Here is a 26505-nt window from a genome sequence, read left to right as displayed (position 1 = left end):
CCCGCGTTCTCGGGAGGTATCCGGTCGCGCGGCGCGGACGACTCACGCGTCGAGAAGCGCGGCGATCTGCTCCCTCACGTCGGCCGCGATCTCGTCGACCGTCGACTCCACGTGCGGGTCGGCCGCCATCGTCAGGAACATGATCGCCGAGACGATGCGTGCACGCGTCGCCGCGCGCTCCTCTCCGGTCCCGGTGTCACGGCGGAGGATCGCGGTGATCGCGGTCTCGGTGTCGGCGACGATGCCGAGCGCCTCGGCGTGGTGCGCGTCCGCTGCGTTGCCGAAGACCATCTCCCGGAGATAGGTGCGGCCGTTGTCGACCTGCACCCGGTTGCACTCGATGATGGGGTACAGCAGCGCCATCACCGCGTCGAGGGTGAGGGCGACCGACGAGGCCGCGTCGATCCCCTTCTGCAGGGCGATCGCGTAGTGCGTGTTCTGGACGAGCAGCAGCAGTTCGCCCTTCGTCTTGGCATACAGGAACAGGGTGCCGGTCCCGACGTCGGCCCGCTCGGCGATCTGCTGGGTCGTCACCTCGTCGATCCCGTGCTCCGCGAAGAGCTCCGCCGCGGCGGAGGTGATCCGCTCTCGCTTCTCCTGCTTGTTGCGCTCCCGGCGGCCGGGGTGCCGTGCGTCGGTGGTCATCGCGTCCTTCGGGAATACTAAATGAGTATGCTCAGTTATGAGTGAAGTCGCTTACGGGCGAACTCAGATACTAATTGTCTCAAGAAAAGAGATCAGCCATGCCCTCACTCCACGGAGCCGTCGTCCTCATCACCGGAGCGAACGGGGGCATCGGCTCGCGCTTCGTCGCCGAGGCGCTCGAACGCGGTGCCGCCAAGGTCTACGCCAGCGCACGCCGGCCGCGCGTCTGGGATGACGCGCGCGTCGTGCCGCTCGCGCTCGACGTGACGGATCCCGCATCGATCCGTGCCGCGGTGGAGGCAGCCCCCGACGTCACGGTCCTGATCAACAACGCCGGAGCCTCCGTGCCTTCCGCGGGGATACTCTCCCACTCCGACGACGACATCCGCGCGAACGTCGAGACGAACTTCCTCGGCCCCCTCTTCCTCGCCCGCGCGTATGCCCCCTTGCTCGCCGGTCGGGCCGGAGCGACGATCATCGACATCCACTCCGCACTCGCCTGGTACGCGGTGGGCGGCATCTACAGCGCCACCAAGGCGGCGTTGTGGTCGGCGACCAACTCCCTTCGTCTCGAGCTGGCGCCGGCAGGCGTGCATGTCGTCGGCGTGCACGTCGGGTATGTCGACACGGCGATGGCGGAGCACGTCTCGGAGGCCAAGACGGACCCGGCCGAGCTCGTGAAGATCGTGTTCGACGCCATGGAGCGGGACGAGTACGAGGTTCTGGCCGATGCCACGTCCGTGCAGCTCAAGGCCGGACTGAGCGCGCCGCTCGAAGCGGTCTATCCGCAGCTGCGCGCGGCGGCGGTCTGATCCCATGCGCGCCTTCGCCGTCATGAAGTACAAGCGCCCCGTCGAACGCGCGGAGGTCGCGGAGCCCGAGGTGGGGGATCGAGACGTGCTGGTGAGCGTCGGAGCCGCCGGCCTCAACCAGCTCGACGAGAAGATCCGCACCGGGGAGTTCGCGCAGATCCTGCCGTACCGTCTGCCCGTGGTTCTCGGCAACGACGTGGCGGGGACGGTGATCCGCGTGGGTCGACTTGTGCGAGCGTTCCGACCGGGCGATCGCGTCTTCGCCCGGCCCGATGATGCGCGCATCGGCACATTCGCCGAGCGCATCGCGATCGCCGAGCGCGACCTCGCTCTCGTGCCGTCGAGCATCTCGATGGCCGAAGCCGGATCGCTGCCGCTGGTCGCTCTGACCGCCTGGCAGGCTCTGGTCGAGCGAGCCGAGGTGCAGCCCGGTCAGAAGGTGCTCATCCACGCCGGAGCAGGCGGCGTCGGCTCGATCGCGATCCAGCTGGCGGCGCACCTCGGCGCGACCGTCGCGACCACGGCAAGCGCCGCGAACGCCGACTTCGTCCGCGGTCTCGGTGCCGACATCGTGATCGACCACCGAAGCGAGGACTTCACGCAGATCCTGTCGGACTACGACCTCGTCCTCGACAGCCTCGGGGGCGAGAATCTGGAGCGCTCGCTGCGAGTCTTGAAGCCGGGCGGCATCGCGATCGGGATCGCGGGGCCGCCGGATCCTGCGTTCGCGCGTCGCCGAGGGATGAACCCTGTGCTGCGCCTCGCGATCAGGGCGCTCAGCCGCAGCATCCGCCGTCAGGCGAAGAGACTCGGAGTGCGCTACGAGTTCTTGTTCATGCGCGCAGACGGCGAGCAGCTCCGCGAGATCGCCGGGCTGGTCGACCGCGGAGTGCTGCGCCCGGTCGTCGCTCGGACGTACCAGTTCGAGGAGCTGCCGGCAGCGCTCGCCGATCTCGCCGCCGGAGGGAACCGCGGCAAGCTCGTGGTGACGGTGGCCGACTGACAGGCCCCATCGCATCCGAGAGGTCGGGACGCGACGGCAGTGATCCGTGCCGCGCGTCCCGACCCCTCACGGGAAGGAGCTGCTCTCAGCTGCTGCGCTTGATCGCGCGCACGCCCACCACGAGTCCCACGATCGCGACGGCGAGCGCTGACACCCAGCCCCACAGCACGGTCGCGTCGCCGAGGTCGCCGGCGAACAGGGCGCGTTCGGCCTGCACGACCCAGTTGACCGGGTTCACCGAGGCCACGACCTGCATCCAGTCCGGGGCGTCGTCGAGCGGCAGCAGCATGCCCGACAGGATCAGCAGCGGGAAGATGAGCGCCTGCTGCACGCCCCAGAACAGCCACTCGCGGTCCTTGGTCGCCAGTGCCAGGGAGTACGACAGCGACCCGAGGCCCACCCCGAAGACGGCGAGCAGCGCCAGCCCGATGAGCAGGCCGGGGATGTCGGCGGCGAACCCGAACGGCCAGGCTACAGCGATGATGACCAGGGCCTGCACGACGATCGGCGCGATCTCCTTGAGGGCGCGGCCGACCAGCAGCGACGACCGGGCGAGGGGTGCGACGAGCGTGCGCTCGTGCGAGCCGGTCATCATCTCGTACTGCAGGTTCGATCCGGTGGCCCCGGTGCCGAACAGCACGATCATCACCAGCACACCGGGGACGAACCAGCCCAGCGTCTCTCCTGCGGACTGACCCGAGTCGCCGATCAGCAGGGGCGCGAACAGTCCCAGGAAGACCAGCGGCTGCAGCAGGCTGAAGATGAGGGTGAACGGGTCGCGCAGCACCGGCTTGAGCTCGCGCGTCAGCACGTTCCGGGTGTCGCGGGCGAGGTTCGGGCGCACGAGCGTGTCGATGGCGGTCATGAGAGGACTCCTGTCTTGCTGATGTCGGGTGCGGCGTCTGCCGTGTCGGGAACGGATGCGTCGCCCTCGGCATCCGTCCCTTCTCCGGCTTCGCGGAGGGTGCGGCCGGTGAGGGCGAGGAACACGTCGTCGAGAGTGGGCGGTACGCCCGTCGCGCGGATGACGGCGATGCCTGCGGCGTCGAGCTCCCGCACGATCACGGGCAGCAGCCGGTCGCCGTCGGGCACGGCGAGCGAGAGCGCATCGCCGTCGAGGGCGACCGGCGCGGTGCTGAGACGCGCGACCACGGAGCGGGCGGATGCTGCCGCTGCGGCATCCGCGAATCCGAAGGTGAGCACGTCGCCGGCGAGCGTCGCCTTGAGCGCGGTCGCATTGTCGTCGGCGATGATGCGGCCCTTGTCCATGACCATGACGCGCTCGGCGTAGCGATCGGCCTCCTCGAGGTAATGCGTGGTGAGGAAGACGGTCGTGCCGTGCTGCGTGCGCAGGTCGAGGATGTGCTCCCACAGGTTCGCCCTGCTCTGCGGGTCGAGGCCGGTCGAGGGCTCGTCGAGGAAGATGAGCGGCGGCGCGTGCATCAGTCCCAGTGCGATGTCGAGCCGCCGCTTCTGTCCGCCGCTCAGCTGCTGCACGGTCCGGGTCGCGAACGAGGAGAGGTCGAGCGAGTCGATGAGCTCGTCGGCCCGGCGCGCGCTGTCGCGCTTCGACATCCCGTAGAACGCACCCTGGCTGAGCAGCTCGTCGCGGGCCCGCTGCGAGAAGCTGCCGCTCGTCAGCTGGCCGACGTAGCCGATGCGGGCGCGTACACCCGCGGCATCCGTCCTGATGTCGTGCCCGACGACCCTGGCCGTGCCGGAGGTGGGCGGGATGAGGGTGGTCAGCATCCGGAGACTGGTGGACTTCCCGGCGCCGTTCGGCCCGAGGAACGCGACGAGCTCGCCGGCGGTCGCTGCGAAGGAGACGTCGGTGACCGCATGCACCGGCTTCTTCTTGACGGTGAAGACCTTGGTGAGGCCCTCTGTTTCGATGATGGAGTGGTTGGTCATGGCTTGAAGGTAGAAGCCAACCAGGACAGATCCTGTCCGCGATATCTGGCAATCTGTGAGACATGTCCGACACCACCACCCGCGCCCTCTCGCTGCTCAACCTGCTGCAGACGCACCGGCACTGGCCCGGGACCGAGCTCGCCGCCCGCCTCGGGGTCACGGAGCGCACCGTGCGCCGCGACGTCGACCGCCTCCGCGAGCTCGGGTACCGCGTCGAGTCCACCCCCGGCGCGGCCGGCGGCTACCGGCTCGAGGCTGGCAGCGCCGTGCCCCCGCTGCTCCTCACCGACGACGAGGCCGTCACGATGGCGATCGGGCTGCGCGTCGCGGCCACGCAGCAGCTCGTCGGCGGACCCGAGGTCACGCTCACCGCGCTCGCCAAGCTCGAACAGGTGCTGCCGTCGGCTCTCCGTCGGCGGGTGAACGCGCTCGCGGCATCCGTGCAGCCTCCGCGCATCGGCGACGGTCCCGTCGTCTCGCCCGACGTGCTCGGCGAGATCGCGCTCGCCACCCGCGACACCGAGCGGCTGCGCCTGAAGTACGTGGATGCCGAGGGCACGGAGAGCGTCCGCCGCGTCGAGCCCCACGCGCTCGCGCCCGCCGGCCGCAAGTGGTTCCTCCTCTGCTGGGATCTCGACCGAGAGGACTGGCGCACGTTCCGCGTCGACCGGGTCGAATCCGTCGAGCACACGCGCGTGCTCTTCACCCGGCGCGGGATCACGGAGGCCGAGATCGAGGAGCGGGTTCTCGTCGCCTCGTCGTGGTCGCCGCAGAAGGTCGAAGGGGATGCGGTGATGGAGCTGTCGCTCGCCGAGGTGAACGATCGCTTCGGGCCGTGGTCGCAGGGCGCGACGGCGGAGGATGCCGAGCACACCCGGTGGCCCATCGGCGGGTCGGACTGGCGCGAGGCGATGTACGCGTTCCTCTGGATCCCGGAAGGCGTCGAGTACGCGATGACCTTCCCCGAGTCGGACCGCGCCGAGCTGCGGGAGGCGGTCCAGAGGCTGCTGCGGGCGATCGACCGGCCGGCGCCGCCGGCACGGCGGTGATCGGATCGGCGGTCAGGCGATGCTCGGAGGGTTCGCGTCCGTCCAGCGCTGGAACGTCTGCACACCCCAGAAGCCGGCGAACAGGCAGAGCGCGATGACCTCGCCGATGAGCACCACCGGGAAGCCGTGCAGCGCATCGCGGAACACGAAGGCGGCGACGAGCAGTACCAGGTCGGCGATCATGAGGCCCGTGACCCAGCGGTAGAACGTCTTCTGCCGTGGCGACGGGGGTGTCTGCTGCTCGTCGAAGGGCTCGCGGGAGAGCAGCACGGGCACGGCCGCGAAGGTGCCGAAGAAGGCGATCGTCACGACGAAGTGGATGCTCGACGGGAGCGGCCCTCCGATGAAGGGGAAGTCGGCGTTCAGCGCCGGGAGGAATGCCAGGGCGGCGATGACGACCGCCGTGACGACGGCGATCGTCGAGACGAGGCCGGCATGGGGGACGCGGGTCCGCGTCCTGCGCCGGATGATCGCCATCGTGACCACCGCGGCGATGACCACGATCACGTAGGCGACGACGCCGGAGCGGACGTCACCCAGGTACGGCTCGGGGATGCACTCCTCCGCCCCGGGGCAGGTCAGCCCGTCGACGGGGCGGTCGGCGTCGACACCGGTGGGGATGAGCGCGATCAGCGGCGCGAACACGGCCGAGATGTCGAGCAGCACGGTCGCACGATCGCGTCCGGAGAGGGCGAGCAGCGCCAGCGAGGCAGCGATCAGCGAGCCGACGAACACGCTGCGCGACGACGTGTAGAAGTAGTGGCTGAGGGAGGGGAGCGGATCCCAGCCGAGCGCGAAGGGATCCCACGACGCGACCACCGTCTCTATCGCGACGCTCACCAGGAGCGCGAAGACCACGAACACGAGCGACAGGCGGAGATAGCGGTGCGTCTTCTGGCCGGTGGTGGCGGAGTCGAGCGCAGAGGCCATGCCCGAGACGGTACACCCGGGCTCCGACGGCGACCGCCTGCGACGCCCGAGGATCTGCCGCGTCATCCGCCGACTCATAGGGTTGTCCCAGGTAACGATCCTGGCGGGAAAGATCACGGCGAGGTAACGTCATCCTCATCGCGGCGATCCGGGCGGTCCCGGGCCTCAGCTCATATCTGACGGCGTTGCGGGTTCGACTCCCGCCGTCGCGTCCACTTCTGAGGGGCCGCGATCCCCATTCGCAGTCCAGGCGACGTCGACTCCTACCGCGGCAGTACCGTGAGCACACGCTGGATGTGATCGCGGAACTCGGTCATGAATGCACCGAGGAACTCCGCCGTTCGGGGGCTCAGCGAGGTGCCGTCCTCACCGAAGGCCTCCGTCGTGAAATGGATGTACGCTTCCGGTGCGGTCATCTGGCGAGCGTTGCAGAAGCTCAGCACCCCGCGCAGACTCTGCTGGGCGACAGCGGTGCCGATCTGCCCGATCGAGGCGCCGATCACGGCGGCGGGGATGTGGTCGAAAGAGTTCTCCCCCCACGGGCGCGATGCCCAATCGATGGCGTTCTTCAGTCCGCCGGGAATGGAACGGTTGTACTCCGGCGTGACGAACAGCACCGCATCCGTCGCGGCTATCGCCTGCTTCAACGCGCGCGCCTCGGGCGGATAATCGGCGTCGTAGTCCTGGCTGTACAGCGGAAGGTCCCGGATGGGGATCTCCGTGAACTCCAGGCCCTCGGGCGCCACGCTGATCAGCGCTTTCGCGAGGACGCGATTGATGGAGGTGGACGACAGACTTCCGACGAAGTACCCGACGTTGTATGACATGACTGCTCCTCACACATCTTTTTCTGTTGGACATATCGACTCTGCTCATCTGCGGCCCGCCTGGACGAGATGCTCGTAGACCAGGCGCACGGCGACAGCGCCCTCCCCGGCCGCGGAGGCCACGCGCTTCACCGAACCACTGCGGACGTCCCCCACCGCGAAGACGCCCGCGCTGGAGGTCTCGAACATCGCCGTGGCGCCCGTGCCCGCACCCGTCATCACGAACCCCCGTTCGTCGAGCGCGATCGTGTCGGTGAGCCACTGGGTGTGCGGCTCGGAGCCGATCAACACGAAAAGAGCCGTCGCTGCGTGCGACCGGCGCGCGCCGGTCCTCAGGTCCAGGACGATCACCTCTTCGAGGTGCTGGTCACCGCGCAGTTCGCAGACTTCGCAGTTGTGCCACACCTGCACTCGGGGCTCCGCGGTGATCCGCTCTGCCAGGTAGCGGGACATGTCGCGGCTGAGATCGTCGTGGCGGATCATGAGGGTGACGTCCGTGGCGGTCCGGGCCAAGAACAAGGCGGCCTGCCCGGCGGAGTTGCCACCGCCGACGATGACGACCGGGTCGCCGTCGCACAGACGCGCTTCGAACTCGGTGGCCGCGTAGTAGACATGCGGTCCTTCGAACCGGTCCATGCCGGGCACGTCGAGGCGGCGGAACCGCACGCCCGTCGCGAGCACCACCGTATGCGCCTCCACGCGAGCCCCGTCGATCAGCCCCACGGCGAAATGGCCGTCGATGTGTTCGAGCGATCTCGCCTCGCCGGGGATCATGAAGGCGGCACCGAACTTGCGAGCCTGCACCACCGCTCGGTCGGCGAGCTCGCCGCCCGAGATGCCGGCGGGGAAGCCGAGGTAGTTCTCGATCTGCGACGAGGTCCCCGCTTGACCGCCGGTCGCGATCGCATCGAGCACGACCGTGGAGAGTCCCTCGGAGGCTGCCGCCACCGCCGCGGCGAGACCGGCCGGCCCGGCACCGACCACCACAATGTCGACCGTAGCGCGCGGCGCCGCCTCCGTCCGAAGGCCCAGGAGTTCGGCGAGCTCGGTGTTGCGGGGGTTGCGGAGGACCTTGCGTCCCTTCCAGATGACGATGGGGGTCTCGGTGGGGGAGATGCTGAATGCCTGCAGTGTGCTTTCGGCCTCGGCATCCTGCTCGAGGTCCTCCCAGCGGTACGGGACGCGATTGCGGCTGGCGAAATCCCTCAATCTGCGAGTGTCGGTCGAATATCGTGAGCCGATGATCCGCAGCCCGATGCCGAGGTCGGCATGGATGTTGCGGCGGAGGATGAAGGCTCGCAGGATGAGATCGCCGAGGCCCTGACTTCGGGTGACCGCCTCCTTGAGCCGATCGTAGGAGATCTCCAAGACCTCGACGTCGGTCTGGGCGACGGCGGTGACGTAGACGGCCTGCCCGGTCAGCATCGACAGATCGCCCACGAAACGACCCCGCCCGTGCATCGCGATCACTTGCGGCCCCTCCGGTGCGTGATCCTGGACGACCCGGACCCGTCCGTCCAGCACGACGAACAGACCGCAGTCACGATCCCCCTCGCAGAACAGCGTCGACCCCCTGGCCAGCCGCTTCCGTTCGCCGTACGGGGAGAGCAGCCCGATCTGCTCGTCGGCGAGCCGAGGGTAGGCGCCGTGTGTGTCGGGGGTCTCGGGCAGATCGGGGAGATCCGCTTCAGACGAACTGCTCGTCGACATAGCACCACCTCCAGCTCTCGCCAGGCTCGATCGAACGGACGATGACGTGGCCGACCGCTGCGGCGTGCGCGCGCGCATGGCGCATCGGGGATGAGTCGCAGCAGAGGATCTCGCCACACGTGAGGCACTGCCGCAGGTGCACCCACGGAGTGCCGAGTCGCAGGCACTCCTCGCAGCCTGTGGCTCTGGGTGGCCCCACGGGCCGCACCAGGCGCAGGTGCGGGTCGCGGAGCATCCCCCCGGCGATCGCTGTCACAGCTCTTCCTCCCCGAGTGAGGGGTTCTTCGCCCGGCTGTTTTCTGAATCCTCCGCGGGCAGGTGCTCGGTGACCCATGTCCGCAGGACGTGCACGGGCGCGGCGCCGACCTGCGTGGCGATCACCCGACCGCGGTGGATGAGAATCAGGGTCGGGATCGCCTGCACCTCGAAGCGTCGGCTCACGCCCGGCGCCTCGTCTGCGTTGACCTTCACGAGCTTGAGCCGTCCTGCAAGCTCTGTCGCCAACTGCTCCAGCGCCGGGCTGACCATGCGGCAGGGTCCGCACCACGGCGCCCACACGTCGACGAGCACCGGCAGGGCCGACTCGTCCGCCACCGATCTGAAGTCCGCGTCGGACGAGTCGACGATCCACGGCAGCGCGTTCCGGCAGTTTCCGCAGCGGGGTGTTCCGCCGGCAGCGACGGGCACGCGGTTCTTGGTGGCGCAGTTCGGACAGACCACCACCGATGTCGGGCCCCTCGCCGCCGTGCTCATGCTGCCGCCTCCTCCTTGTCGGGTTGCCTCGATACGACAGTGAGCTCCTCGCCGGCGACGTCGACCACGATGGCGGAGTCCTCGGGCAGGTCACCGCGCAGAAGCGCACGCGCGACGCGTGTCTCCACTTCACGGGAGATGAAACGCCGCAGCGGTCGAGCGCCGTAGGCCGGGTCGAAACCCTGTTCCGCCATGAACCGTCGAGCCTGCTCGGAGGTCTCGAGCGTGATCCGTTGCTCGGCCAGCCGCTCGCGCAGCTCATCGAGCTGGAGATCGACGATGAGCTCGATCTCCGCGAAGGTCAGTGGCTTGAACAGCACGATCTCGTCGATCCGATTCAGGAACTCGGGCCGGAAATGGGACCGCAGCGACCTCATCACCTGTGCGCGGGCCTCCGACCTCACCTCGCCGTTCGAGGTGACGCCCTCGAGCAGGTACTCCGACCCGAGGTTGGAGGTCATGATGATCACCGTGTTGCGGAAATCGACCGTGCGACCGTGGGAGTCGGTCAGGCGCCCGTCGTCCAGAACCTGGAGGAGGATGTTGAAGACGTCGACGTGCGCCTTCTCGATCTCATCGAGCAGGATCACCGCGTAGTGCTTGCGCCGGACTGCCTCGGTGAGCTGGCCGCCCTCCTCGAATCCGACGTAGCCGGGCGGGGCTCCGACGAGTCGGCTCACCGTGTGCCGCTCCTGATACTCGCTCATATCGATGCGGATGATGTTCTCCTCGCTGTCGAAGAGGGCTTCCGCGAGCGCCTTGGCCAGCTCGGTCTTGCCGACGCCGGTCGGGCCGAGAAAGACGAACGAGCCGATCGGGCGGGTCGGGTTCTTGATGCCGGAACGTGCCCGGACGACGGCATCGGTGACCAGCTGGACCGCCTCTTCCTGACCGATCACCCGTTCGTGAAGGACCTCGTCCAGGCGGAGTATCTTCGCCCGTTCGCCCTCCTGAAGCCGGCTGACCGGGATGCCGGTCCATTGCGCGACGATCGAGGAGATCTCGTCGGCTGTGACGACCTCCCGGAGAAGGCGCCTCCCGCCCTGCTTGGCCTCGAGTCGCTCCTCTCCCGCGCGCAACCGGCGTTCGAGCTCAGGCAGCTTGCCGTGACGCAGGGTCGCCGCCCTGTTCAGGTCGTACTCCCGCTCCGCCCGTGCGCTTTCCACGCGCATCTGCTCGATCTCCCGCCGCAGCTCTTGGACCTCGCGGAGAGCCTGGCGTTCCGCCTCCCACTGCGCGCGCATGGCGTCGGCCTGCGCCTTCAGATCGGCCAGCTCCTTGCGCAGCTCCTGCAGCCGATGCCGGCTGGACGGGTCCGTCTCCAGCGCCACTGCGGCGTCCTCGATCTCGAGGCGGGTGACGCGGCGCGTGAGCTCGTCCAGCTCCGCCGGCATCGAGTCGATCTCGGTGCGCAGCATCGCGCAGGCCTCGTCGACCAGGTCGATGGCCTTGTCGGGAAGGAACCGCTCAGAGATGTAGCGGTGGCTCAAGCTGACCGCGGCCACCAGAGCGCCGTCGTAGATCTTGACACCGTGGAAGACCTCGAATCGCTCGCGCAGCCCGCGGAGGATCGAAAGCGCGTCCTCGATGCTCGGCTCGTCGACCACGACCGGCTGGAACCGACGCTCGAGAGCCGCGTCCTTTTCGATGTGGGTGCGGTACTCGTCGAGCGTCGTGGCGCCGATCATGTGCAGTTCGCCCCGAGCGAGCATCGGCTTGAGCATCTGGCCCGCGTCCATCGCACCTTCCGTCGCGCCGGCTCCGACCACGGTGTGCAGCTCGTCGACGAACAGCAGGATCCTCCCCTCAGCGGCCGACACCTCGTTGAGGACGGCCTTCAGGCGCTCCTCGAACTCGCCGCGGTACTTCGCTCCGGCGACGAGGGCAGCCATGTCCAGGGCGAAGACCGTCCGATCTCGCAGCCCCTCCGGCACGTCGCCGTTGTGGATTCGCTGAGCCAGTCCTTCGACGATGGCCGTCTTCCCGACACCGGGCTCACCGATCAGCACCGGATTGTTCTTGCTCTTGCGCGACAGGATCTGGATGGTGCGACGGATCTCCGCGTCTCTGCCGATCACCGGCTCGAGGCGGTCCGCGGCCGCGTCTGCCACGAGGTCGCGGCCATATTTGGCGAGGGCCTCGTAGGTTCCCTCGGGGGTGGCGGATGTGACCCGCTGGGATCCCCGCACGGCGGTCAGCGTCTTCAGAAACGAATCGCGCGTCACGCCGTGCTGCGCGAGAATCCGGCCGGCCGCCGAGCTAGCTCCCTCGTCGAGCAGGGCGACGATCAGGTGCTCGACGGACACGTACTCGTCCTTGAGTCGGCGGGCCTCGTGATCGGCGGCATCGAGAACGCGATTGAGCGCCTGGGTCACGTAGACCTTTCCTGGCTCGGCAGCGGAGCCTGTGACGCGCGGGCGCTTCTCGAGCTCGGCCTCCAGGTCCTCCCGCAGACGGTCGACGTCGGTACCTGATCGGGCGAGCAGCGGCCGGACCAGCCCTTCGTCCTGATCCAGCAGCGTCATGAGCAGATGCGCTCCATCCACCTCCTGGTGGCCGAAGCGGAGCGCTGCGGTCTGGGCGTCGTGCAGTGCTTCCTGCGACTTCTGGGTGAGTCTGTTCAGATCCATGGTGCAGTCCCCGTTCTGGAGCGGATCAGCCATCGTCGGCCTTCGAGCACGTCGATCCGCGCGAGCAGGTCGATGACGAGCGCGATGGCGGCGTAGTTGAGCGAGAGATCGGCGTGGAGGCGCACGATGCGGCGCACCAGCTCGGGTGCGGTCGGGTCGAACCACCAGCGCCCGGCGTCGTCCGGACGGACAGCGACGAGTCCGAGCTCGACGAATCGCCGGACGAGCTCAGGGTGGGTGCCCGACGCGGCGGCGACCATCACGATGTCCATCCGCGGCGGCACGACGGGAAGGAGGGGAGACGTCACAGCGCGGACCTCGGATCGTAGGTGGATTCGCGTGCGAGCTGTTCGAAGAGCTCACGTTCGCGGTCGGTGAGGTGGGCGGGGACCATGATCTTGACCTTGGCGAACAGGTCGCCGGGCTTGCCTCCCTGCTGCGGCATGCCCTGCCCTTTCAATCGCAGCCGACGGCCACTCGAAGAGCCCGGCGGCACACGCACGGTGATCTGGCCCCCGGGCGCTCGAGCAGCGACGCTCGCTCCGAGAGCGGCCTCCCAGGGCGAGATCAACAGGTCGATCTCGATGTTCTTCCCGTCCAGCCTCATGCGACGATCGGGACGAACGCGGAACGTGATGACGAGATCCCCGGTGCCGCCGTCCTGTCTGCCGGCACTCCCGCCACCGGCGACGCGGACACGCTGACCGTCCAGAACGCCCGCCGGGATCTGGATGTCGAAGGTCTGACGATCGCCGTCCGGACCCGAGACGACGATCGTCCGGGCGCCACCATGGAATGCCTCCTCGACCGTGAGCTCCATGTCGACCTGGCGGTCTGCTCCCCGCATCGAACCGAAGACATCCCCGAAGAGGTCTTCCCAGTCGACGGATGCGCTGCCGGAATCGGCTGCGCCTCGCGCGCTTGACCAGCTGAAGCCCGAAGGTCCCGGTCGGGCACGGGCGCGTCCGCGGGCTCCGCCGTCGCCAGCCGGGGTTCGCGGGCCGTATTCGCGCTCAGCACCCGCGAACTGGCGGAAATCCGGTCCGAATCGGTCGTACTGGGCGCGCGAATCCGGATCGGCGAGAACGTGGTACGCCTCGCTGATCTGTTTGAACTTGTCCTCTGCGCCGACTTCCTTGTTGACATCGGGGTGGTATCTGCGAGCCAGTTTGCGGTAGGCGCGCTGAATCTCCTTGGCGTCGGCCGACCGGGGGACGCCGATCAGCTCGTAGTAGTCGTCTGCCACGGTGTCACTCGTCCGCCGCGGTGACGACGGCTCCGGCCGGCCGCAAGAGCCTTTCCGGGTCACCGAATCCGAGCCGAGTGATGGCCACCACCGTCTGAGGCGGGTGGTCGTCCCAGTCGACCACCGACACGACCTCGTGGATTCGTGGATCGAACGGAACACCCACGGCGTCGATGCGGGGATAGCCGAGGCGCTCGAGCGCGGCGACGGCCTGCTCTCGGATCGATTCCATGCCCGCCGCAAGAGCGGCATTCTCGCTGCCGGCGTAGGCGACGGCATCCTGGAGACCGTCCACGACGGGGAGGAAGACGGATGCCGCGCGCGACCTCTCGGCGTCGCGGGCCCACGCGAGTTCACGGGCGGCACGCTTGCGGGTGTTGTCGAGGTCGGCGGCGGCGCGACGCCAACGGTCCTCGATGACAGCGAGACGCCGGTTCACCTCGTCCGACGCGAGGGGCAGTGGCTCCTCCCCGGGGTCGGCGTGCTCGTCCGACGCAGACCCGTCATCGGTACCGGCGTCCGGGGGATCTGAGTGGTCCATGCTCGGTCTCTCACGCTCGATCGAACTCGGCATCGACGACGTCATCCGCGTCCGGATCGTCATCCGCGGGATCGCCGGATGTCGACGACTCCTCACGGCCCACGGCGAGGGCGGCGTCCACCTGCTGCAGTTCGCCGGTGAGTTCTCGCGCCTCGGATGCCGGCACGTCGCGCCCGACCGCCTCCCGCGCCTGCACGACCAGCATCTCGGCGCGGGCGCGCTCATGCTGCGGCACGGACTCGCCGTGCTCGGACAGGGTGCGTTCGACTCGGTATGCGGCGGCGTCCAGCTCGTTCCGGGCGTCGATGTCCTCGCGCAATCGTCGGTCGTCGACGCGGTGCTGCTCAGCCTCTCGGACCATGCGGTCGATCTCGGCCTGATCGAGATTCGTGGTGCCGCTGATGGTGATCCCCTGCTCGACACCCGTGTCCTTGTCGCGCGCGTTCACGTTGAGGATCCCGTTCGCGTCGATGTCGAAGGTGACCTCGACCTGTGGTTCTCCGCGCGGTGCCGGGCGGATGCCGGTGAGAGTGAAGCGGCCCAGCACGCGATTGTCGGCGGCGCGCTCTCGCTCTCCCTGTAGTATGACGATCTCGACGGAGTCCTGGTCGTCCTGCGCGGTGGAGAACACCTCGCTCCGGCGCGCTGGAATCGTGGTGTTGCGTTCGATGATCTTCGTCATGACGCCACCACGCGTCTCGACGCCCAGTGACAGCGGGTTCACGTCGAGCAGGAGCACGTCGCTGACCTCACCCTTCAAGACGCCTGCCTGGATGGCGGCACCGACGGCGACGACCTCATCCGGGTTCACGGTCATGTTCGGGTCTTTGCCCCCGGTGAGACGTGTGACGAGCTTCTGCACGGCCGGGATTCTGGTCGACCCGCCGACCAGGATGACCTCGTCGATGTCGTTCTCGGTGACCTTCGCGTCTTCCATCGCTCGACGGACCGGGCCCAGACAACGCTCGACGAGGTCGGCGGTGATGTTCTCGAAGGCGGCCCGCGTGAGCGTGGTCGTCAGATGCTTCGGCCCGGACGCGTCAGCCGTCACGAACGGCAGGCTGATCTGCGTCTGGCTCACGGTGCTGAGCTCGACCTTGGCCTTCTCGGCCGCCTCGAAGAGTCGCTGGAGAGCCTGGGCGTCGTTCCGAAGATCGATGCCGTTGTCCTTCTGGAACTCGTCGGCGAGGTGATCGGCGATGCGTCGATCGAAGTCGTCCCCGCCGAGGTGCGTGTCGCCGGCGGTGGAGCGCACCTCGACCACACCGTCGCCGACGTCGAGCAGACTGACGTCGAAGGTGCCGCCGCCGAGATCGAACACCAGCACGGTTTCGTGCTCCTTCTTGTCCAACCCGTAGGCGAGAGCCGCTGCCGTCGGCTCATTGATGATGCGGAGCACGTCGAGGCCGGCGATGCGGCCGGCGTCTTTCGTCGCCGTGCGCTGAGCATCGTTGAAGTACGCGGGGACGGTGATGACGGCTTCGGTGATCTTCTCGCCCAGGAACTTGGCGGCGTCTTCGACGAGCTTGCGCAGCACCAGCGCACTGATCTCCTCGGGCGCGTACAGCTTTCCGCGGACGGTGAATCTCGCCTCGCCGTTCGGCCCGGGCGCGATGTCGAATCCGACCGCTTTCGCCTCTTCGGCGACCTCGTCGAAGTTGCGCCCGACGAACCGTTTCGCCGACGAGATGGTGCCTTTGGGGTTCAGGATCGCCTGCCGTCGGGCCAGCTGTCCGACGAGTCGCTCACCGGTGTCTGTGAACGCGACGACCGACGGGGTCGTGCGAGCGCCCTCTGAATTGGGGATGACTTTCGCCTCGCCCGCCTCCCACACCGCGATGACCGAGTTGGTGGTACCGAGGTCGATGCCGACTGCTCTGGCCATGAGATGCACCCTTTCGTGATGTCCGTCGCGTCAAGCGCCCGACTCGGTTTCGATGTGCGCGCTTCGGTCGATCGAGTATGCGGCCGCGCAGCGGTGGGGTCTTCGACCTGGCGAGGCGAAGAAAGTCGGTGCCCTTCGCCCTGTCGGGCCCAGCCAGGAGCGAGTAGCGTGAAGGCCACGGAGTCCACCACCATGTGTCCCCAGAGCGGCCCACCCCCCGTCGCGAGAACCGAGCTCGATGCCATGGCACAGTCGGATCTATACGACCTCTTCAGAGTGGGCTCGCGGATGTTCGAGCACCCGACGAGGCAGCGAACGCTCCGTCTTGCCGGGGCATCGGCGAGGGCGATCTCCGGATGCAGCGTCACCGCGGTCTACATCGCCGCGGGACATCATCTCGAGCGGTACTCGGGCAGGGCGAATCGCCGACTGGATCTTCTGGTGGATGCTCGCAAGGGGATGAGCGGCGTCCTTGAGAGTGGACGACACTGGCGGTACGCGCTCTTCTTCCGCGGGACCGGCATGGTCCAGGGAGCCTTCGTGCTCGAGGCCGACGCCGAACCGTCGCGTCAAGCACTGTTCCTGCTCGGCGCGCTCGCCGAGCCGACCGGGGCCGCGCTGGCCACAGCGGAGCTCATCGAGCGCGAGCGGCGTCAGAGAGAGGTGCTTCGGCGCGTCGGCGAGACTCAGGCGGGTTCGAATCGCGCGCTGGCGGCAGAAATCGTGCATCTGACCGCACACCAGCACATTCGAGACTCGCTCGTCCTCGCCGCCGGCGCCAGCAACGGCGAATCGCAGATCGTCGCGGCATTGAGCGCGATCACCGGACGATCGGTTGTGCTGCAGGACTCCTTCGGCAACCAACGTGCTTTCATAGGCGTCGGCGACTCGCCCGCGCCGTCCAATCTGCGTGCCGTGGTCGCGCCTCCGGGCACTGCTGTCCTTGTGAACGTCGGATGGTGCTCCGCACCGGTCCGCTCGGGCGCGGAGACGCTCGGCCTGATCGGGATCTATGATCCTGATGACGTCCGCAGCGACGACGACCGATTCGCCTTCGATCACGCGACTGCGATGATCGCCGTCGAACTGGCCCACGACCGCAGGGTCGCGGAGGTCGAGATCCGGCTGGGTGGTGACCTCGCGGACGAGCTCGTCGCCGGCACCGACGTCATCGAGGCCTTCGCCCGCGCCGAGTCACTCCATTTCGATCTGAGCAGTGCACAACGCGTCGTGCTCGTCTCCTGGGAGGATCCGATGCCGAACCCTGTCGACATCGGCGCGGCGCTCCGGCACGTGCTCGCGAAGCTGCGGGTTTCCGCCCTCATCTCGCGGCGACCCGGCATCGTCCTCGCCGTGGTCGCCGACAGCGATCTCTCGAACCTCTACGACATGCTCTCCTCCGCGGTGTCGAGCTCTCGTGGCGCGATAGGCGTGGGTGGCCTCTGCGTGACCGCCGAACTTCCGCGTTCCTTCGCCGAGGCGAGTACAGCGTTGCGCATCCGGAGGCAATCGAATCCGGCGTACGGACTGTCGAACCACGACGACCTCGGCCTGCTCCGCATCCTCGACTCGTCCGACGGAGGCGTGGGACTCGCACTGTACCTCGACACATGGCTCGGCGAGCTGGTCCGGCATGACAGTGACCATCACTCCGAACTCGTGCGCACCTTGAGCGCCTACCTGGACTCCGGAGGCAACTACGACCGCACCGCGATTGCGCTGACGATCCATCGCAGCACGCTGCGTTATCGGCTCGGACGGATCCGCGAGGTGAGCGGCCGTGACCTCACCGATCCGGACTCCCGGCTCAACCTCCATATCGCCGTCCGTGCGCAAGCGGCTGTGGGACCGCGCCCGCTCTGAACCTCCGCTGGTCGAGGTCCGCGATTCGAACCAGCGCACGCGGGCTGCGGCGTCGACCTCAGACCTGTCGTTCTTCCGCCAGCCGGGCGCGACGATCCTCTTCCCGCTTCGAGTAGGTGGCGGCACGGATCGCATCGTCCGACTCGAGGCCCGTGCCGAGTGCCCCGCCGATCGTCGCGGCCGAGGCGACGAACCAGGTGAGCACGAACAGATCGCCGACGCTGCCCTGCCTGCCGAGCGCATCACCCATCACCGCCGGATCGAGGACGAACAGCGCCCAGGCGAGGTTCACGACGTAGAGGGCCAGGTAGCAGATCACCACCCCGACGATCAGAGTCAGCAGAGTCGAAGTGTTGTAGAGACGGGACCTCTCGCGTGCTTCGCGCGAGTTGTCGTCGGGCCGGTCCCAGAGTCTGCCGTCGATCACGATCCAGGCGATGACGATCGCGATGGAGGCGATGGTCGCCGCCGCGAGCCGCCACCCCGACAGGGAGACGGCGAGCGACCACACCGTCGGCTCGATCGTCGCGACCGCGCCCGTCGCCAACGCCGCGACCAGCGCGGACTTGAGTCCGGCTGCGAGCATCCACGGACGATTCGCGATCACCATGCCGAGCAGCACCCGCCCTCGCGCGCTGAGCCCGGGGAGTGGCAGGCGCTGCTCTTCGGGAGAGTCGGGTTCGGCCATCCCGCCGACGAGTCCTCGCACGGCATGGCGGGCGCGGGCCTGCACCCGGAAGCCACCGAGCGCCGGCAGTGAGAGAACCGCCGACTGCCTCCGGGGGTCGATCGCGGCGAGCAGATAACGGCCGTCGTCGTCGCGGAGGGGGAGCTCCGTCACACCGATGACGAGGTCCCAGCCGTGGTCTTCGGCGTGGGTTCGCAGTCGTTCCAAGGCGGTGTCGACGTCTTCCGAACCCAGGGTGAAGGGCTCGCTGACGAACTCGATCGACCAGCCGTCCGGATCAGCTCCGACCGGCGGCGCGAGGTCGGTCATCCGACGCGCGACGACGGTGGGCGAGGCCGGATCGGCCACGAGGCCCACTCGGATCGGCTCCATGTCCGCAAGCTACACCCGCACGGCATCCGACGCGCCGCCGTCTTCGGACCGCAACCCCCGACCGCATCGGAAGGGGATCAGGTCCGCTCCTCGCTATCTCGGCGCGCTGGTGGCCAGCGGCGCTCCCGACTTATGGGTTCCGGGGCGCGCGCCGCGCACGGTGGTGACACCCACGCAGAACACCCACACGAGCCAGGGGAAGATCGCCAGGATCGCGTTGCCGGCGCCGCCGACCGCGAAGAACTCGTTGGGCGACGTGCCGTTCAGGCCGACGATCGCCCAGGCGAGGTTCGAGCCGGCGGTCGCCGCCGCCAGCACACCGGTCCAGCGCGGCACGACCCTCGAGGCGAACGTGAGGTAGGCCGCGGTCGCGGACGTGAGGGCGAGCAGCACGGCTCCGGTCGATCCGAACATGATGCTGTGCCCCAGGATCAGCGTCCGGATGACGGAGGCGTCGGGCGTGATGCCCATCACCGCCAACGCGGCGCCGCCGTCCATCGCGTCTCCGACGAGGGTGACCGCGACGAAGGTGATGCCGGCACCGAAGGTGATGTCGGCGATCCATTGCAGGTCGGATCGGGCCTTCGTGACCAGCTGACGGAAGCAGGCGAGGAAGACGATGAGGAACGCCATCAGGAAGGTGTCCGACAGGATCACGATGATCGTCTGGGTGCTCGTGGCCACCGTGTAGTCGATGAGCGCCTGGGACTCGTCGAGCTCCGGCCGATCGCCGGCCGTGATCTTCGTGGTGCCTTCGATCCCCAGGAAGACCGCGACCGCGATCGCCGAGATCCCGGTCCAGCGCCTCACATCCGGTGTGTACATGCCTAGAGGATAGGGGGACGGTCGGGCTCCGTGCAGTACTTCGCAGAATGACACGAACGTCGCAGGAGTCCCCTCGGATCCCTGCGACGTTCGTGTCGTTCTGCGAGATTCACGCGACGGCGACGGGCCGTCAGCGCGCGCGGCCGCGCCGACCGAGACGACGGACGAGAGCGGTCAACGGGCCGTTGAACGCGTAGGCCGTGAAAGCCCAGGAGCCGAGCCACGGCGAGAGCACGACCGCCAGCCCTCCACAGATCACGGCCGCGATCCCTCCCGCGTTCTCCTGCGCCGCGTCCGATCGGGCGTCGTCCTTCAGCAGGTGTCCCCCGCGGGCCGTTGCCCAGGCCCACGACGCGACGCCGAGCAGCACGGCAAGGAAGAAGTTGATCGGAAGGAGGATCCGGGCGGCGAGGAACTGCGAGTACTCGTCGACGAGGCTCGTCGTGAACGGGATCAGCACCACGAACAGCAGGCGGGCGTTGTTGATCCAGAGGAGCACGGCATCGACGCGGGCGATGTCGCGGAACTGTCGCAGATGAAGCACCCAGAGCCCGCTCAGCAGCGCGAAGCTGATGCCGAACGAGAGGAAGGTCTGCCACATGCCGCCGAGCGCCGCCCAGAGCTCGGCGTCGGACTGCACCTTTCCGACTGTCTTCGTCGTGAGGTCGAGCACGAGAAGGGTCGCGGCGATGGCGAACACGGCATCCGTATACGACACCACGCGGGCGACCGAGTAGTAAGTCACCGTCTTCTTCGCGTCGTCTGCGGTCATACGCACAGGGTAGCGACGCGGGTGTCCGCGCGCGGGATCATCGATTCACTCCGCGTCGAGCGCCTCCCAGAACCCGACGATCTCGGCCGCGAGCGCGGCGGGCTGCTCGACCGTGATCAGCGTCCGCGCTCCGGTGATGACCCGCGTCCGCGCGTCCGGGATCAGGGCGGCCGCGGCCTCCATCACCTCGGGCGTCCATTCCCCGCGGTCGTCGCCGGCCACCAATAGTGTCGGTGCACCGATCCGCGGCAGTCGGTGCGTCGCATCCGCACGGTTGATGATGAACGACGAGAGCGTGGCGGCGACGCTCTGCCGCGAGACGCGGGTCAGGGCCGTGTCGATGACGTCGGTCATCGCGCGGTTCTTCGCGTGCGCCGGGATCAGCTGCGCGTCGTGCACGGCGTGCCTCAGGTGCGCGATCGGCCCGAATCGGGCGAGGATCTGGTTGGCGATGATGAGCTTGATCCGGAAGACCGGGTCGATCGGCTCGACCGGCGAGCTGATCGCGATGAGCGAGCGGATGCTGCGCGGGAAGAGCGCCGCGGCGGCCATCCCCACGTGGCCTCCCCAGGCGGCGCCGACCCAGTCGACGCGCCCGTCCCCGCCGAGCTGCTCGATGATCTGTGCGCCGACCTCCGCGCACTCCTCGATCGAGCTCAGGCGGGTGAGCGGCGAGCTGGCGCCATAGCCCGGCCCGTCGATGACGACGAGCGTGCGATGGGCGGCGAGCTCATCGACGACGGATGCCCAGGATTCGCCGTCGACGAACATGCCGTGCCACAGCAGGGCGTAGGGTCCTCGCCCCACGATCGTCGCGGCGATGTCGCCGAGCGAGGTGCGGAATCGGGTCTGAGTCGGTGCATCGGTGTGTTCCATGTCGACCAGCCTGGGCGTCCGGAAGTCCCTCCCCAGGGGCTGCCGTCCGCTGCAACGTTCGTGCAATGATCGGCTGTGCCCACCGTGACTGTGCGCCTCCTCGACGACTTCGCCGTCGAGGTCGATGGCGCGCGCATCGACATCGGAGGCCCTCGTGCGCGGGCGCTCGTCGTCCGGCTCGCGCTCGAACGCGGGCGCGCCGTCGCCCTGGATGCGCTCGTCGATGACCTCTGGGGCGGCGGTGCGCCCGAGATCAGGACGGCGCTGCGGGCCTACATGTCGCGCCTTCGCGGGACTCCGCTCGGACCGTGGCTGAGCGGCGGGCGGGTCGGGTACCGGCTCGCGCCCCATGCCGATCTCGTCGTCGATCTCTGGATGCTCGAGGACGCGCTCGCCGCGGGTGGTCAGGCGGCATCCGTCGCTGCGGGAGAGGTTCTCGCCGGCTGGCACGACGCCCCGCTGCGAGGCATCGGGGAGCCGCCGTTCGTCGTCGCCGCTCGCGCGCGGATCCGTCGCGCCGCCGACGCCGCCCGGATCCGCGCGGCGCGCACCGACCTCGAGGCCGGGCGCATCGACAGCGCTCTGCTGGCACTGCATCCTCTGCGTCTCGCGCACCCGGATGACGAGGATCTGCTGGCGCTCGTGCGCATGGCCGAGGCGCGTGCAGTGACAGCGGACCGCGCGTTCTTGCGCATCGCGTCGACGGGGTCATACGAGTCGGCGCCTCCCGCCGGTACGGAGACCCGTCCGGCATCGGAGAGGCGGGCGGCATCCGCGTGGATGAGCCGTCGACGGGGGATCCCGACCCCGATCGCGCGGATGGTCGGACGCCGAGAGGAGCGCGCGGCGATCACGGCGGCACTCGACGTGGCGCGGCTCGTCACCCTGACCGGTGGCGCCGGCGTGGGCAAGACGCGCCTGGCCGTCGATTGGCTGAGCAGCGAGGCGGCCGCGGGCGAGGAGCACATCTGGTTCGTCTCCGTCGGCGGCGTCGACGGAGCTCAGGTCGGAGAGCGGATCGCGTCGATCGTCGCCTCGCCCGACCCGTCGCCGGACGGCATCGCGGCCCACCTCGCCGATCGGCGCGGCATCCTCGTCATCGACGGAGCGGATGCCACGGGGGCGGATGTCGCAGCGATCGCGGTCGCCGTGCTGTCGCGCGCCCGCGGCCTCGCGGTTCTGACGACCTCGCGACGCACGCTGGAGGTGCCGGGCGAGAGCGTTCTCCGCGTCGACCCCCTGCCCCTCGCGGAAGCGTGCGACCTGTTCGACGCACGACTCGTCTCCGACGCTCCGTCGGCGACCGACGGCGAGGCGGTCATCGATCTCGTCGAGCGACTCGGGCGGCTGCCGCTGGCGATCGAGCTGGCGGCGGCGCGCGCGGCCGTCATGCCCGTGGAAGAGGTGGCGGAATCGATGCTGCGCGACATCGGCCGGTCAGAGCCCGCGGGAGACGACCCGTTGGCGGCAGCACTGCGGTCGTCGCTCGCCCTGCTCGCCGCCGATCAGCGCGACACGCTGCGCAGCGTCTCCGGATTCGCGGGCCCGTTCACGCGGGAGAGCGTCGCGGCGGTGTGCGGCGAGCGATCGAGGGACTCCGACCTCGATCGGCTCGTGGCTCTCTCGATGATCTCTGCGGAAAGCGGTGGCGCGGCGCCGGTGTTCCGCGTCTCTGCGCTCATCCGTCGCGCCGCTCACGAGGGGGAGGGGCCGAGCACGGAATGGTGGCGGCGTCATCGTGACTGGTTCGTCGCGCGCGCCGAACGAGCGGCCGTCGACCTCACATCCCTGGGGTCGGCGACGGCCATCGCACGGATCCGAGCGGAGTGGCCCGACATGATGACGGCGTTCGACTCCGCGGCACGTCTCGAGGATCGCGCATCGTGCGCGGCCATCGCCGGCGGCCTGCTCTGGTTCGCGGTGCGGACCGGCCGGCAGAGGGACGTGCTCGACCTCGCCCGACGCGCGGACGCGCTCCCCGGAACAGCGGATGCCGCTCGCGAGTCTCAGCTCCGCCTGTCGCGAGGGTTCCTCGCCTATCAGCTGGGAAGCATGCACGAGGCGGCCGCCAGCATCTCGTCGGCGGGCGAGGCTGCGGACCTCTCCGACGACCCGGCGCTGCGCGCCGTCGCCCGTGCGTTCGCCGCCTACCTCCTCACCCTCGATCCGCGCTCGTCGAGGGATCCGGTTCCGGTGCTCGCTGCCGCTCTGCGGGACCTCGATCGTCTGCCGGATGCCGCGGCGTCGATGGTCCTGCTCATCGGCGGGCAGGTGCACCGGGCATCCGGTCGAGCGAGGGACGCGATCCGGCTGCTCGAACGCGCGGGTGCGTTCGCGACGCGCTGCGGGCACGAGTGGGTGGCGCTCATGGCGCCGGTCGTCGCTGCGAAGGTGCACCTCGACGGACGGCAGGGAGCGCCGGCGCTCGCGACGCTCGTCCCGGTCGTGCAGCGCAGCGCCCAGGACGGCGACCCGGTCTCGCTGCTGATCGCGGCATCCGTCGTGGCGGGTGCGGCCGCGGCTCTCGGGGAGGACGCCACGGGCGCACGCATCATCGGCGCCGTCGATGCGATCGGTCGTCGCTACGGATTCGATCCGCGGGCGAACGAGCCGGCGGACTTCGAGCTCTATCTGCACCGCGTCAGGGAGGGGCTCACGCCCGCGGAGTGGCAGAGCGCCTACGCCCATGGCCTCCAGTGCGAGGTCGACGAGCTGGTGGAACTCGCCGGATCCCTCGTCGGGCGGCGTTGAGGAGAGAACCTATCGCGCGCTGCCGCCGGCGAGCCGCGCTTCGATGGGGGACCAGCCGCCGTCGAGGATCGCGAAGCCCGCATCGAGCACGCCGAGAGGGTCGTCGTTCTCGTTGACGAGCAGCTGCATCTGCAGGACGAAGCGCGCGTAGACGCGGATCTCCGGCGTCGGCTCGGGCAGTCCGAGTTCGTCGGCGATGGCATCCGAGAGCGCATCCTCATGGCGGAGCCACATCTTCGCCGCGTACTCGCGCAGTGCGGGCGTCTCGTTGAGGAAGCGCACGAAGATGCGCGTGACGTCGTTGCCGTGCTCGTCGACGTTCGCCTTGAGCTCGGTCGCGTAGAAGGTGTGGATGGCGCGATTGATCGTCGTTCCCTGCGGCCGATCGCGGACGGCGGACACGAGACGGTCGCGCTGCTCGTCGTCCTCGTCGAAGACGAGCGCCTCCTTCTGCGGGAAATGCGCGAACACGGTGGTGGGAGACACATCGGCGGCATCCGCCACCTCGCGGATGCTGACCTCGTCGAAGCCGCGCTCCAGGAACAGCGCGGTCGCCACGTCGGAGATGTTCTTCCGGGTCGCCGCCTTCTTCCGCTCGCGTCGCCCCATCGGCTCGATGCTCGTCATGGCACCAGCCTAGCGCGAAGTCGATACGAAACTGGCTTGACTCCAAAACTGGTATCAGTACACTTACGGTATGACTTCACCTATTCACTCGATCAAGAGCGCCAACCGCGCCTGGATCATGCTCATCGTGCTCACGATGCTCACCGTCATCGGTATGACGGTCGTCCTTCCCGTTCTTCCCTTCGTCGTGCTGCAGTATGTGTCCGAGGAGAAGGACCTCGCCATCTGGGTCGGCGTGCTCGAGGCCGTCAACGGTCTGTGCGCCTTCCTGGTCGCTCCGTTCCTCGGACGCCTGTCCGACCGCTTCGGTCGCCGCCCCGTCATCATCGCGGCCGCCTTCGGCGCGGCCTTCGCCATGGCGCTGTTCGGAATCGGCGGAGCGCTGTGGATCCTCGTGCTCGCGCGTGTCATCCAGGGGCTCACCGCCGGTGACCTCCCTGCCCTCTTCGCATATCTCGCCGACATCACCCCGCCCGAGAAGCGCGCCCAGCGATTCGGTCTGCTCGGCGCCCTCTCCGGCATCGGGATGATGATCGGTCCCGCGATCGGCGGACTCCTCGCCGCGATCAGCATCCAGCTCCCGGTCTTCCTCACCGCCGCCGTGGGGCTCACGATCGCGATCCTCAGCATCTTCCTGCTGCCGGAGAGCCTCAAGCCCGAGAACCGCATCACCGCGATCCGGCTGCGCGACGTCCAGCCGTTCGGGGTCTTCAAGAACGCCTTCGGCCGCAAGGAGCTGCGCGGTCTGATGATCGCCTTCGGCCTGCTCGCTCTGCCGTTCGGCTTCTTCGTGAACAACTTCAGCGTCCTCGCGCTCGACTCCGTCCAGTGGGGCCCGACCCAGATCGGCCTGCTCACCGCGGCCGTCGGCATCATCGACATCCTCATCCAGGGCGTGCTGCTCGGCATCCTGCTCCCGCGCATCGGTGAGCGCGGCGTGATCGTCAGCGGCATCATCGCGCAGATGATCGGATTGCTCGGGCTCGCCGTCGTCGCATCGGTCTTCGCGCAGCCGTGGGTGTTCATCGTCGGCGCGCTGATGCTCGCCGCCGGGCAGGGCGCTTCGACGGCCGCGATGGACGGCGCCATGTCGAACGCGGTCGGCGATGACGAGCAGGGCTGGCTCGGCGGGGCGACCCAGTCGCTCAACGCCGCCATGGGCACGGTGGCTCCGCTCATCGCCGGCGCTCTGTATGTCACCGTCAGCCACGCCGCCCCGTACTGGCTCGGTGCCGCACTCATGGTCGTCGCCGCGATCGTCGTCGGTCGCGCGCACATCGCGAACACCGCGAAGAAGCAGCCTGCCGACGCGGATGCGCCGACCGAGCAGGTCGCGGTCGCGGGCTGACGTCGGATGCCGTTGCGCGCGGGCGCCGCGGAACCTCGCAGAACGACACGAACCTCGCAGAAGATCTCCGGATCCCTGCGAGGTTCGTGCTGTTCTGCGAGGCTCGTGCGCGGGCAAAGTTCGCGGGCGAAGAGGATGATGGAGGCATGGCCGCTCCTCACCGCCCCGGTCTTCGCGTGAACTCGGGGGTCACGATCCCCGAGTCGGAGCTGTCGTGGCGGTTCTCCCGGTCGTCCGGCCCGGGCGGGCAGGGAGTGAACACCGCGGATTCCCGCGTGGAACTGCTGTGGGATGCCGCGCACTCGGTGGCGCTCTCGCCGGTGCAGCGCGAGCGGCTCCTCGATCAGCTGAGCGGTCGCCTCGTCGACGGCGCCCTGACGATCGCGGCGTCCGAGCACCGTGCGCAGCTGCGCAATCGCGATGCCGCCCGCGCCCGGCTCG

At 68.7% G+C, this 26505-nt stretch carries 25 protein-coding genes and 1 pseudogene; 8 read left to right on the top strand and 18 right to left on the bottom strand.

Annotated features, from left to right (window positions below):
- Positions 1–42: 42 nt before the first annotated feature.
- Positions 43–645 carry a TetR/AcrR family transcriptional regulator gene (locus tag DW306_RS01835; protein ID WP_136053937.1) on the bottom strand — a complete coding sequence of 201 codons (603 nt, stop codon included), beginning with the start codon at positions 643–645 and terminating at the stop codon, positions 43–45.
- A 98-nt stretch (positions 646–743) separates the two neighbouring features.
- Here DW306_RS01835 and DW306_RS01830 point away from each other — a divergent pair, with 98 nt between their 5' ends.
- The gene (locus DW306_RS01830; RefSeq protein ID WP_136053936.1) at positions 744–1457 is read left to right on the top strand and encodes an SDR family oxidoreductase; all 714 of its coding nucleotides are present in this window, start codon (positions 744–746) and stop codon (positions 1455–1457) included.
- Between the two features lie 4 nt (positions 1458–1461).
- Positions 1462–2460 (top strand): NADP-dependent oxidoreductase, encoded by a 999-nt coding sequence (locus DW306_RS01825; protein WP_136053935.1) that lies wholly within the window; start codon positions 1462–1464, stop codon positions 2458–2460.
- Between the two features lie 85 nt (positions 2461–2545).
- On the opposite strand, the gene DW306_RS01820 is transcribed toward DW306_RS01825, so the two are convergent.
- Positions 2546–3325, bottom strand: a complete 780-nt coding sequence (locus tag DW306_RS01820; protein ID WP_136053934.1) for an ABC transporter permease — start codon at positions 3323–3325, stop codon at positions 2546–2548.
- The gene (locus tag DW306_RS01815) at positions 3322–4371 is read right to left on the bottom strand and encodes an ATP-binding cassette domain-containing protein (RefSeq protein ID WP_136053933.1); all 1050 of its coding nucleotides are present in this window, start codon (positions 4369–4371) and stop codon (positions 3322–3324) included. Before DW306_RS01815 ends, DW306_RS01820 begins: the two co-directional genes overlap by 4 nt.
- Positions 4372–4433: 62 nt before the next feature.
- Between DW306_RS01815 and DW306_RS01810 the strand changes: the two genes are divergently transcribed.
- A complete protein-coding gene (locus tag DW306_RS01810) occupies positions 4434–5420 on the top strand; it encodes a WYL domain-containing protein (RefSeq protein ID WP_136053932.1) in 987 nt (328 codons plus the stop codon).
- Positions 5421–5432: 12 nt separating this feature from the next.
- Here the strand turns inward: DW306_RS01810 and DW306_RS01805 are convergent, their stop codons facing one another.
- On the bottom strand, positions 5433–6350 hold the full coding sequence (locus DW306_RS01805; RefSeq protein WP_136053931.1) for a hypothetical protein: 918 nt from the start codon (positions 6348–6350) through the stop codon (positions 5433–5435).
- A 139-nt stretch (positions 6351–6489) separates the two neighbouring features.
- On the opposite strand from DW306_RS01805, the pseudogene DW306_RS21145 reads away from it, so the two are divergent.
- A pseudogene (locus DW306_RS21145) lies at positions 6490–6565 on the top strand.
- Between the two features lie 48 nt (positions 6566–6613).
- Here the strand turns inward: DW306_RS21145 and DW306_RS01800 are convergent.
- The 9 genes from DW306_RS01800 to dnaK are packed head-to-tail and all read right to left on the bottom strand — an operon-like array spanning position 6614 to position 15942.
- Entirely contained in the window at positions 6614–7177 is a 564-nt protein-coding gene (locus tag DW306_RS01800; protein WP_136053930.1) for an NADPH-dependent FMN reductase, read from the bottom strand.
- 45 nt (positions 7178–7222) lie between these two features.
- Positions 7223–8887: an FAD-dependent oxidoreductase gene (locus tag DW306_RS01795; RefSeq protein ID WP_136053929.1), complete on the bottom strand. Its 1665-nt coding sequence runs from the start codon at positions 8885–8887 to the stop codon at positions 7223–7225.
- The gene (locus DW306_RS01790) at positions 8865–9122 is read right to left on the bottom strand and encodes a UBP-type zinc finger domain-containing protein (protein ID WP_136053954.1); all 258 of its coding nucleotides are present in this window, start codon (positions 9120–9122) and stop codon (positions 8865–8867) included. The genes DW306_RS01795 and DW306_RS01790 overlap by 23 nt, the downstream gene beginning before the upstream one ends.
- Before the next feature lie 17 nt (positions 9123–9139).
- Positions 9140–9640, bottom strand: a complete 501-nt coding sequence (gene trxA, locus DW306_RS01785) for a thioredoxin (RefSeq protein WP_136053928.1) — start codon at positions 9638–9640, stop codon at positions 9140–9142.
- The gene (gene clpB, locus DW306_RS01780) at positions 9637–12270 is read right to left on the bottom strand and encodes an ATP-dependent chaperone ClpB (protein WP_136053927.1); all 2634 of its coding nucleotides are present in this window, start codon (positions 12268–12270) and stop codon (positions 9637–9639) included. The genes trxA and clpB overlap by 4 nt, the downstream gene beginning before the upstream one ends.
- On the bottom strand, positions 12261–12578 hold the full coding sequence (locus DW306_RS01775) for a chaperone modulator CbpM (RefSeq protein WP_205814072.1): 318 nt from the start codon (positions 12576–12578) through the stop codon (positions 12261–12263). Before DW306_RS01775 ends, clpB begins: the two co-directional genes overlap by 10 nt.
- A complete protein-coding gene (locus DW306_RS01770) occupies positions 12575–13516 on the bottom strand; it encodes a J domain-containing protein (RefSeq protein ID WP_136053926.1) in 942 nt (313 codons plus the stop codon). The genes DW306_RS01775 and DW306_RS01770 overlap by 4 nt, the downstream gene beginning before the upstream one ends.
- A 4-nt stretch (positions 13517–13520) precedes the next feature.
- Positions 13521–14057: a nucleotide exchange factor GrpE gene (locus DW306_RS01765; protein ID WP_136053925.1), complete on the bottom strand. Its 537-nt coding sequence runs from the start codon at positions 14055–14057 to the stop codon at positions 13521–13523.
- A gap of 10 nt (positions 14058–14067) precedes the next feature.
- A complete protein-coding gene (dnaK, locus tag DW306_RS01760) occupies positions 14068–15942 on the bottom strand; it encodes a molecular chaperone DnaK (RefSeq protein ID WP_136053924.1) in 1875 nt (624 codons plus the stop codon).
- A gap of 459 nt (positions 15943–16401) precedes the next feature.
- On the opposite strand from dnaK, the gene DW306_RS01755 reads away from it, so the two are divergent.
- Positions 16402–17805, top strand: coding sequence for a helix-turn-helix domain-containing protein (locus DW306_RS01755; RefSeq protein WP_240747012.1), 1404 nt, complete (start codon positions 16402–16404; stop codon positions 17803–17805).
- 58 nt (positions 17806–17863) lie between these two features.
- Here DW306_RS01755 and DW306_RS01750 read toward each other — a convergent pair whose 3' ends face one another.
- The 4 genes from DW306_RS01750 to DW306_RS21140 all read right to left on the bottom strand — a co-directional run bounded on the left by DW306_RS01750 (position 17864) and on the right by DW306_RS21140 (position 21338).
- Positions 17864–18865 carry a hypothetical protein gene (locus tag DW306_RS01750; RefSeq protein ID WP_168429200.1) on the bottom strand — a complete coding sequence of 334 codons (1002 nt, stop codon included), beginning with the start codon at positions 18863–18865 and terminating at the stop codon, positions 17864–17866.
- A gap of 93 nt (positions 18866–18958) precedes the next feature.
- Positions 18959–19690 carry a hypothetical protein gene (locus DW306_RS01745; RefSeq protein WP_136053923.1) on the bottom strand — a complete coding sequence of 244 codons (732 nt, stop codon included), beginning with the start codon at positions 19688–19690 and terminating at the stop codon, positions 18959–18961.
- Positions 19691–19820: 130 nt separating this feature from the next.
- A complete protein-coding gene (locus DW306_RS01740) occupies positions 19821–20462 on the bottom strand; it encodes a TMEM175 family protein (protein ID WP_136053922.1) in 642 nt (213 codons plus the stop codon).
- A 45-nt stretch (positions 20463–20507) separates the two neighbouring features.
- Positions 20508–21338, bottom strand: coding sequence for an alpha/beta hydrolase (locus DW306_RS21140; protein ID WP_168429199.1), 831 nt, complete (start codon positions 21336–21338; stop codon positions 20508–20510).
- Positions 21339–21413: 75 nt separating this feature from the next.
- Here DW306_RS21140 and DW306_RS01730 point away from each other — a divergent pair, with 75 nt between their 5' ends.
- Complete coding sequence (locus DW306_RS01730) at positions 21414–24089, top strand: hypothetical protein (protein WP_168429198.1); 2676 nt, start codon at positions 21414–21416, stop codon at positions 24087–24089.
- Positions 24090–24098: 9 nt separating this feature from the next.
- Here the strand turns inward: DW306_RS01730 and DW306_RS01725 are convergent, their stop codons facing one another.
- On the bottom strand, positions 24099–24716 hold the full coding sequence (locus DW306_RS01725; RefSeq protein ID WP_136053919.1) for a TetR/AcrR family transcriptional regulator: 618 nt from the start codon (positions 24714–24716) through the stop codon (positions 24099–24101).
- A gap of 70 nt (positions 24717–24786) precedes the next feature.
- Here DW306_RS01725 and DW306_RS01720 point away from each other — a divergent pair, with 70 nt between their 5' ends.
- Positions 24787–26064, top strand: coding sequence for an MFS transporter (locus tag DW306_RS01720; RefSeq protein ID WP_240747011.1), 1278 nt, complete (start codon positions 24787–24789; stop codon positions 26062–26064).
- A gap of 146 nt (positions 26065–26210) precedes the next feature.
- Positions 26211–26505, top strand: a 295-nt coding sequence (locus DW306_RS01715; protein WP_136053918.1) for an aminoacyl-tRNA hydrolase, incomplete at its 3' end; no start/stop codon positions are given.

Origin of the sequence: Microbacterium sp. K24 (assembly GCF_004794465.1) — a bacterium.
Classification (GTDB): domain Bacteria; phylum Actinomycetota; class Actinomycetes; order Actinomycetales; family Microbacteriaceae; genus Microbacterium.
This window is presented reverse-complemented; position numbering and strand designations above follow the sequence as displayed.

Coding starts and splice junctions, on each gene's coding strand:
- DW306_RS01795 (WP_136053929.1), bottom strand. CDS start 8,887: ATGTCGACGAGCAGTTCGTCTGAAGCGGATCTCCCCGATCTGCCCGAG.
- DW306_RS01825 (WP_136053935.1), top strand. CDS start 1,462: ATGCGCGCCTTCGCCGTCATGAAGTACAAGCGCCCCGTCGAACGCGCG.
- DW306_RS01815 (WP_136053933.1), bottom strand. CDS start 4,371: ATGACCAACCACTCCATCATCGAAACAGAGGGCCTCACCAAGGTCTTC.
- trxA (WP_136053928.1), bottom strand. CDS start 9,640: ATGAGCACGGCGGCGAGGGGCCCGACATCGGTGGTGGTCTGTCCGAAC.
- DW306_RS01745 (WP_136053923.1), bottom strand. CDS start 19,690: ATGTACACACCGGATGTGAGGCGCTGGACCGGGATCTCGGCGATCGCG.
- DW306_RS21140 (WP_168429199.1), bottom strand. CDS start 21,338: ATGGAACACACCGATGCACCGACTCAGACCCGATTCCGCACCTCGCTC.
- DW306_RS01830 (WP_136053936.1), top strand. CDS start 744: ATGCCCTCACTCCACGGAGCCGTCGTCCTCATCACCGGAGCGAACGGG.
- DW306_RS01750 (WP_168429200.1), bottom strand. CDS start 18,865: ATGGAGCCGATCCGAGTGGGCCTCGTGGCCGATCCGGCCTCGCCCACC.
- DW306_RS01810 (WP_136053932.1), top strand. CDS start 4,434: ATGTCCGACACCACCACCCGCGCCCTCTCGCTGCTCAACCTGCTGCAG.
- DW306_RS01755 (WP_240747012.1), top strand. CDS start 16,402: ATGAGCGGCGTCCTTGAGAGTGGACGACACTGGCGGTACGCGCTCTTC.
- DW306_RS01720 (WP_240747011.1), top strand. CDS start 24,787: ATGACTTCACCTATTCACTCGATCAAGAGCGCCAACCGCGCCTGGATC.
- DW306_RS01800 (WP_136053930.1), bottom strand. CDS start 7,177: ATGTCATACAACGTCGGGTACTTCGTCGGAAGTCTGTCGTCCACCTCC.
- DW306_RS01740 (WP_136053922.1), bottom strand. CDS start 20,462: ATGACCGCAGACGACGCGAAGAAGACGGTGACTTACTACTCGGTCGCC.
- DW306_RS01765 (WP_136053925.1), bottom strand. CDS start 14,057: ATGGACCACTCAGATCCCCCGGACGCCGGTACCGATGACGGGTCTGCG.
- dnaK (WP_136053924.1), bottom strand. CDS start 15,942: ATGGCCAGAGCAGTCGGCATCGACCTCGGTACCACCAACTCGGTCATC.
- DW306_RS01790 (WP_136053954.1), bottom strand. CDS start 9,122: ATGCTCCGCGACCCGCACCTGCGCCTGGTGCGGCCCGTGGGGCCACCC.
- clpB (WP_136053927.1), bottom strand. CDS start 12,270: ATGGATCTGAACAGACTCACCCAGAAGTCGCAGGAAGCACTGCACGAC.
- DW306_RS01805 (WP_136053931.1), bottom strand. CDS start 6,350: ATGGCCTCTGCGCTCGACTCCGCCACCACCGGCCAGAAGACGCACCGC.
- DW306_RS01835 (WP_136053937.1), bottom strand. CDS start 645: ATGACCACCGACGCACGGCACCCCGGCCGCCGGGAGCGCAACAAGCAG.
- DW306_RS01820 (WP_136053934.1), bottom strand. CDS start 3,325: ATGACCGCCATCGACACGCTCGTGCGCCCGAACCTCGCCCGCGACACC.
- DW306_RS01725 (WP_136053919.1), bottom strand. CDS start 24,716: ATGACGAGCATCGAGCCGATGGGGCGACGCGAGCGGAAGAAGGCGGCG.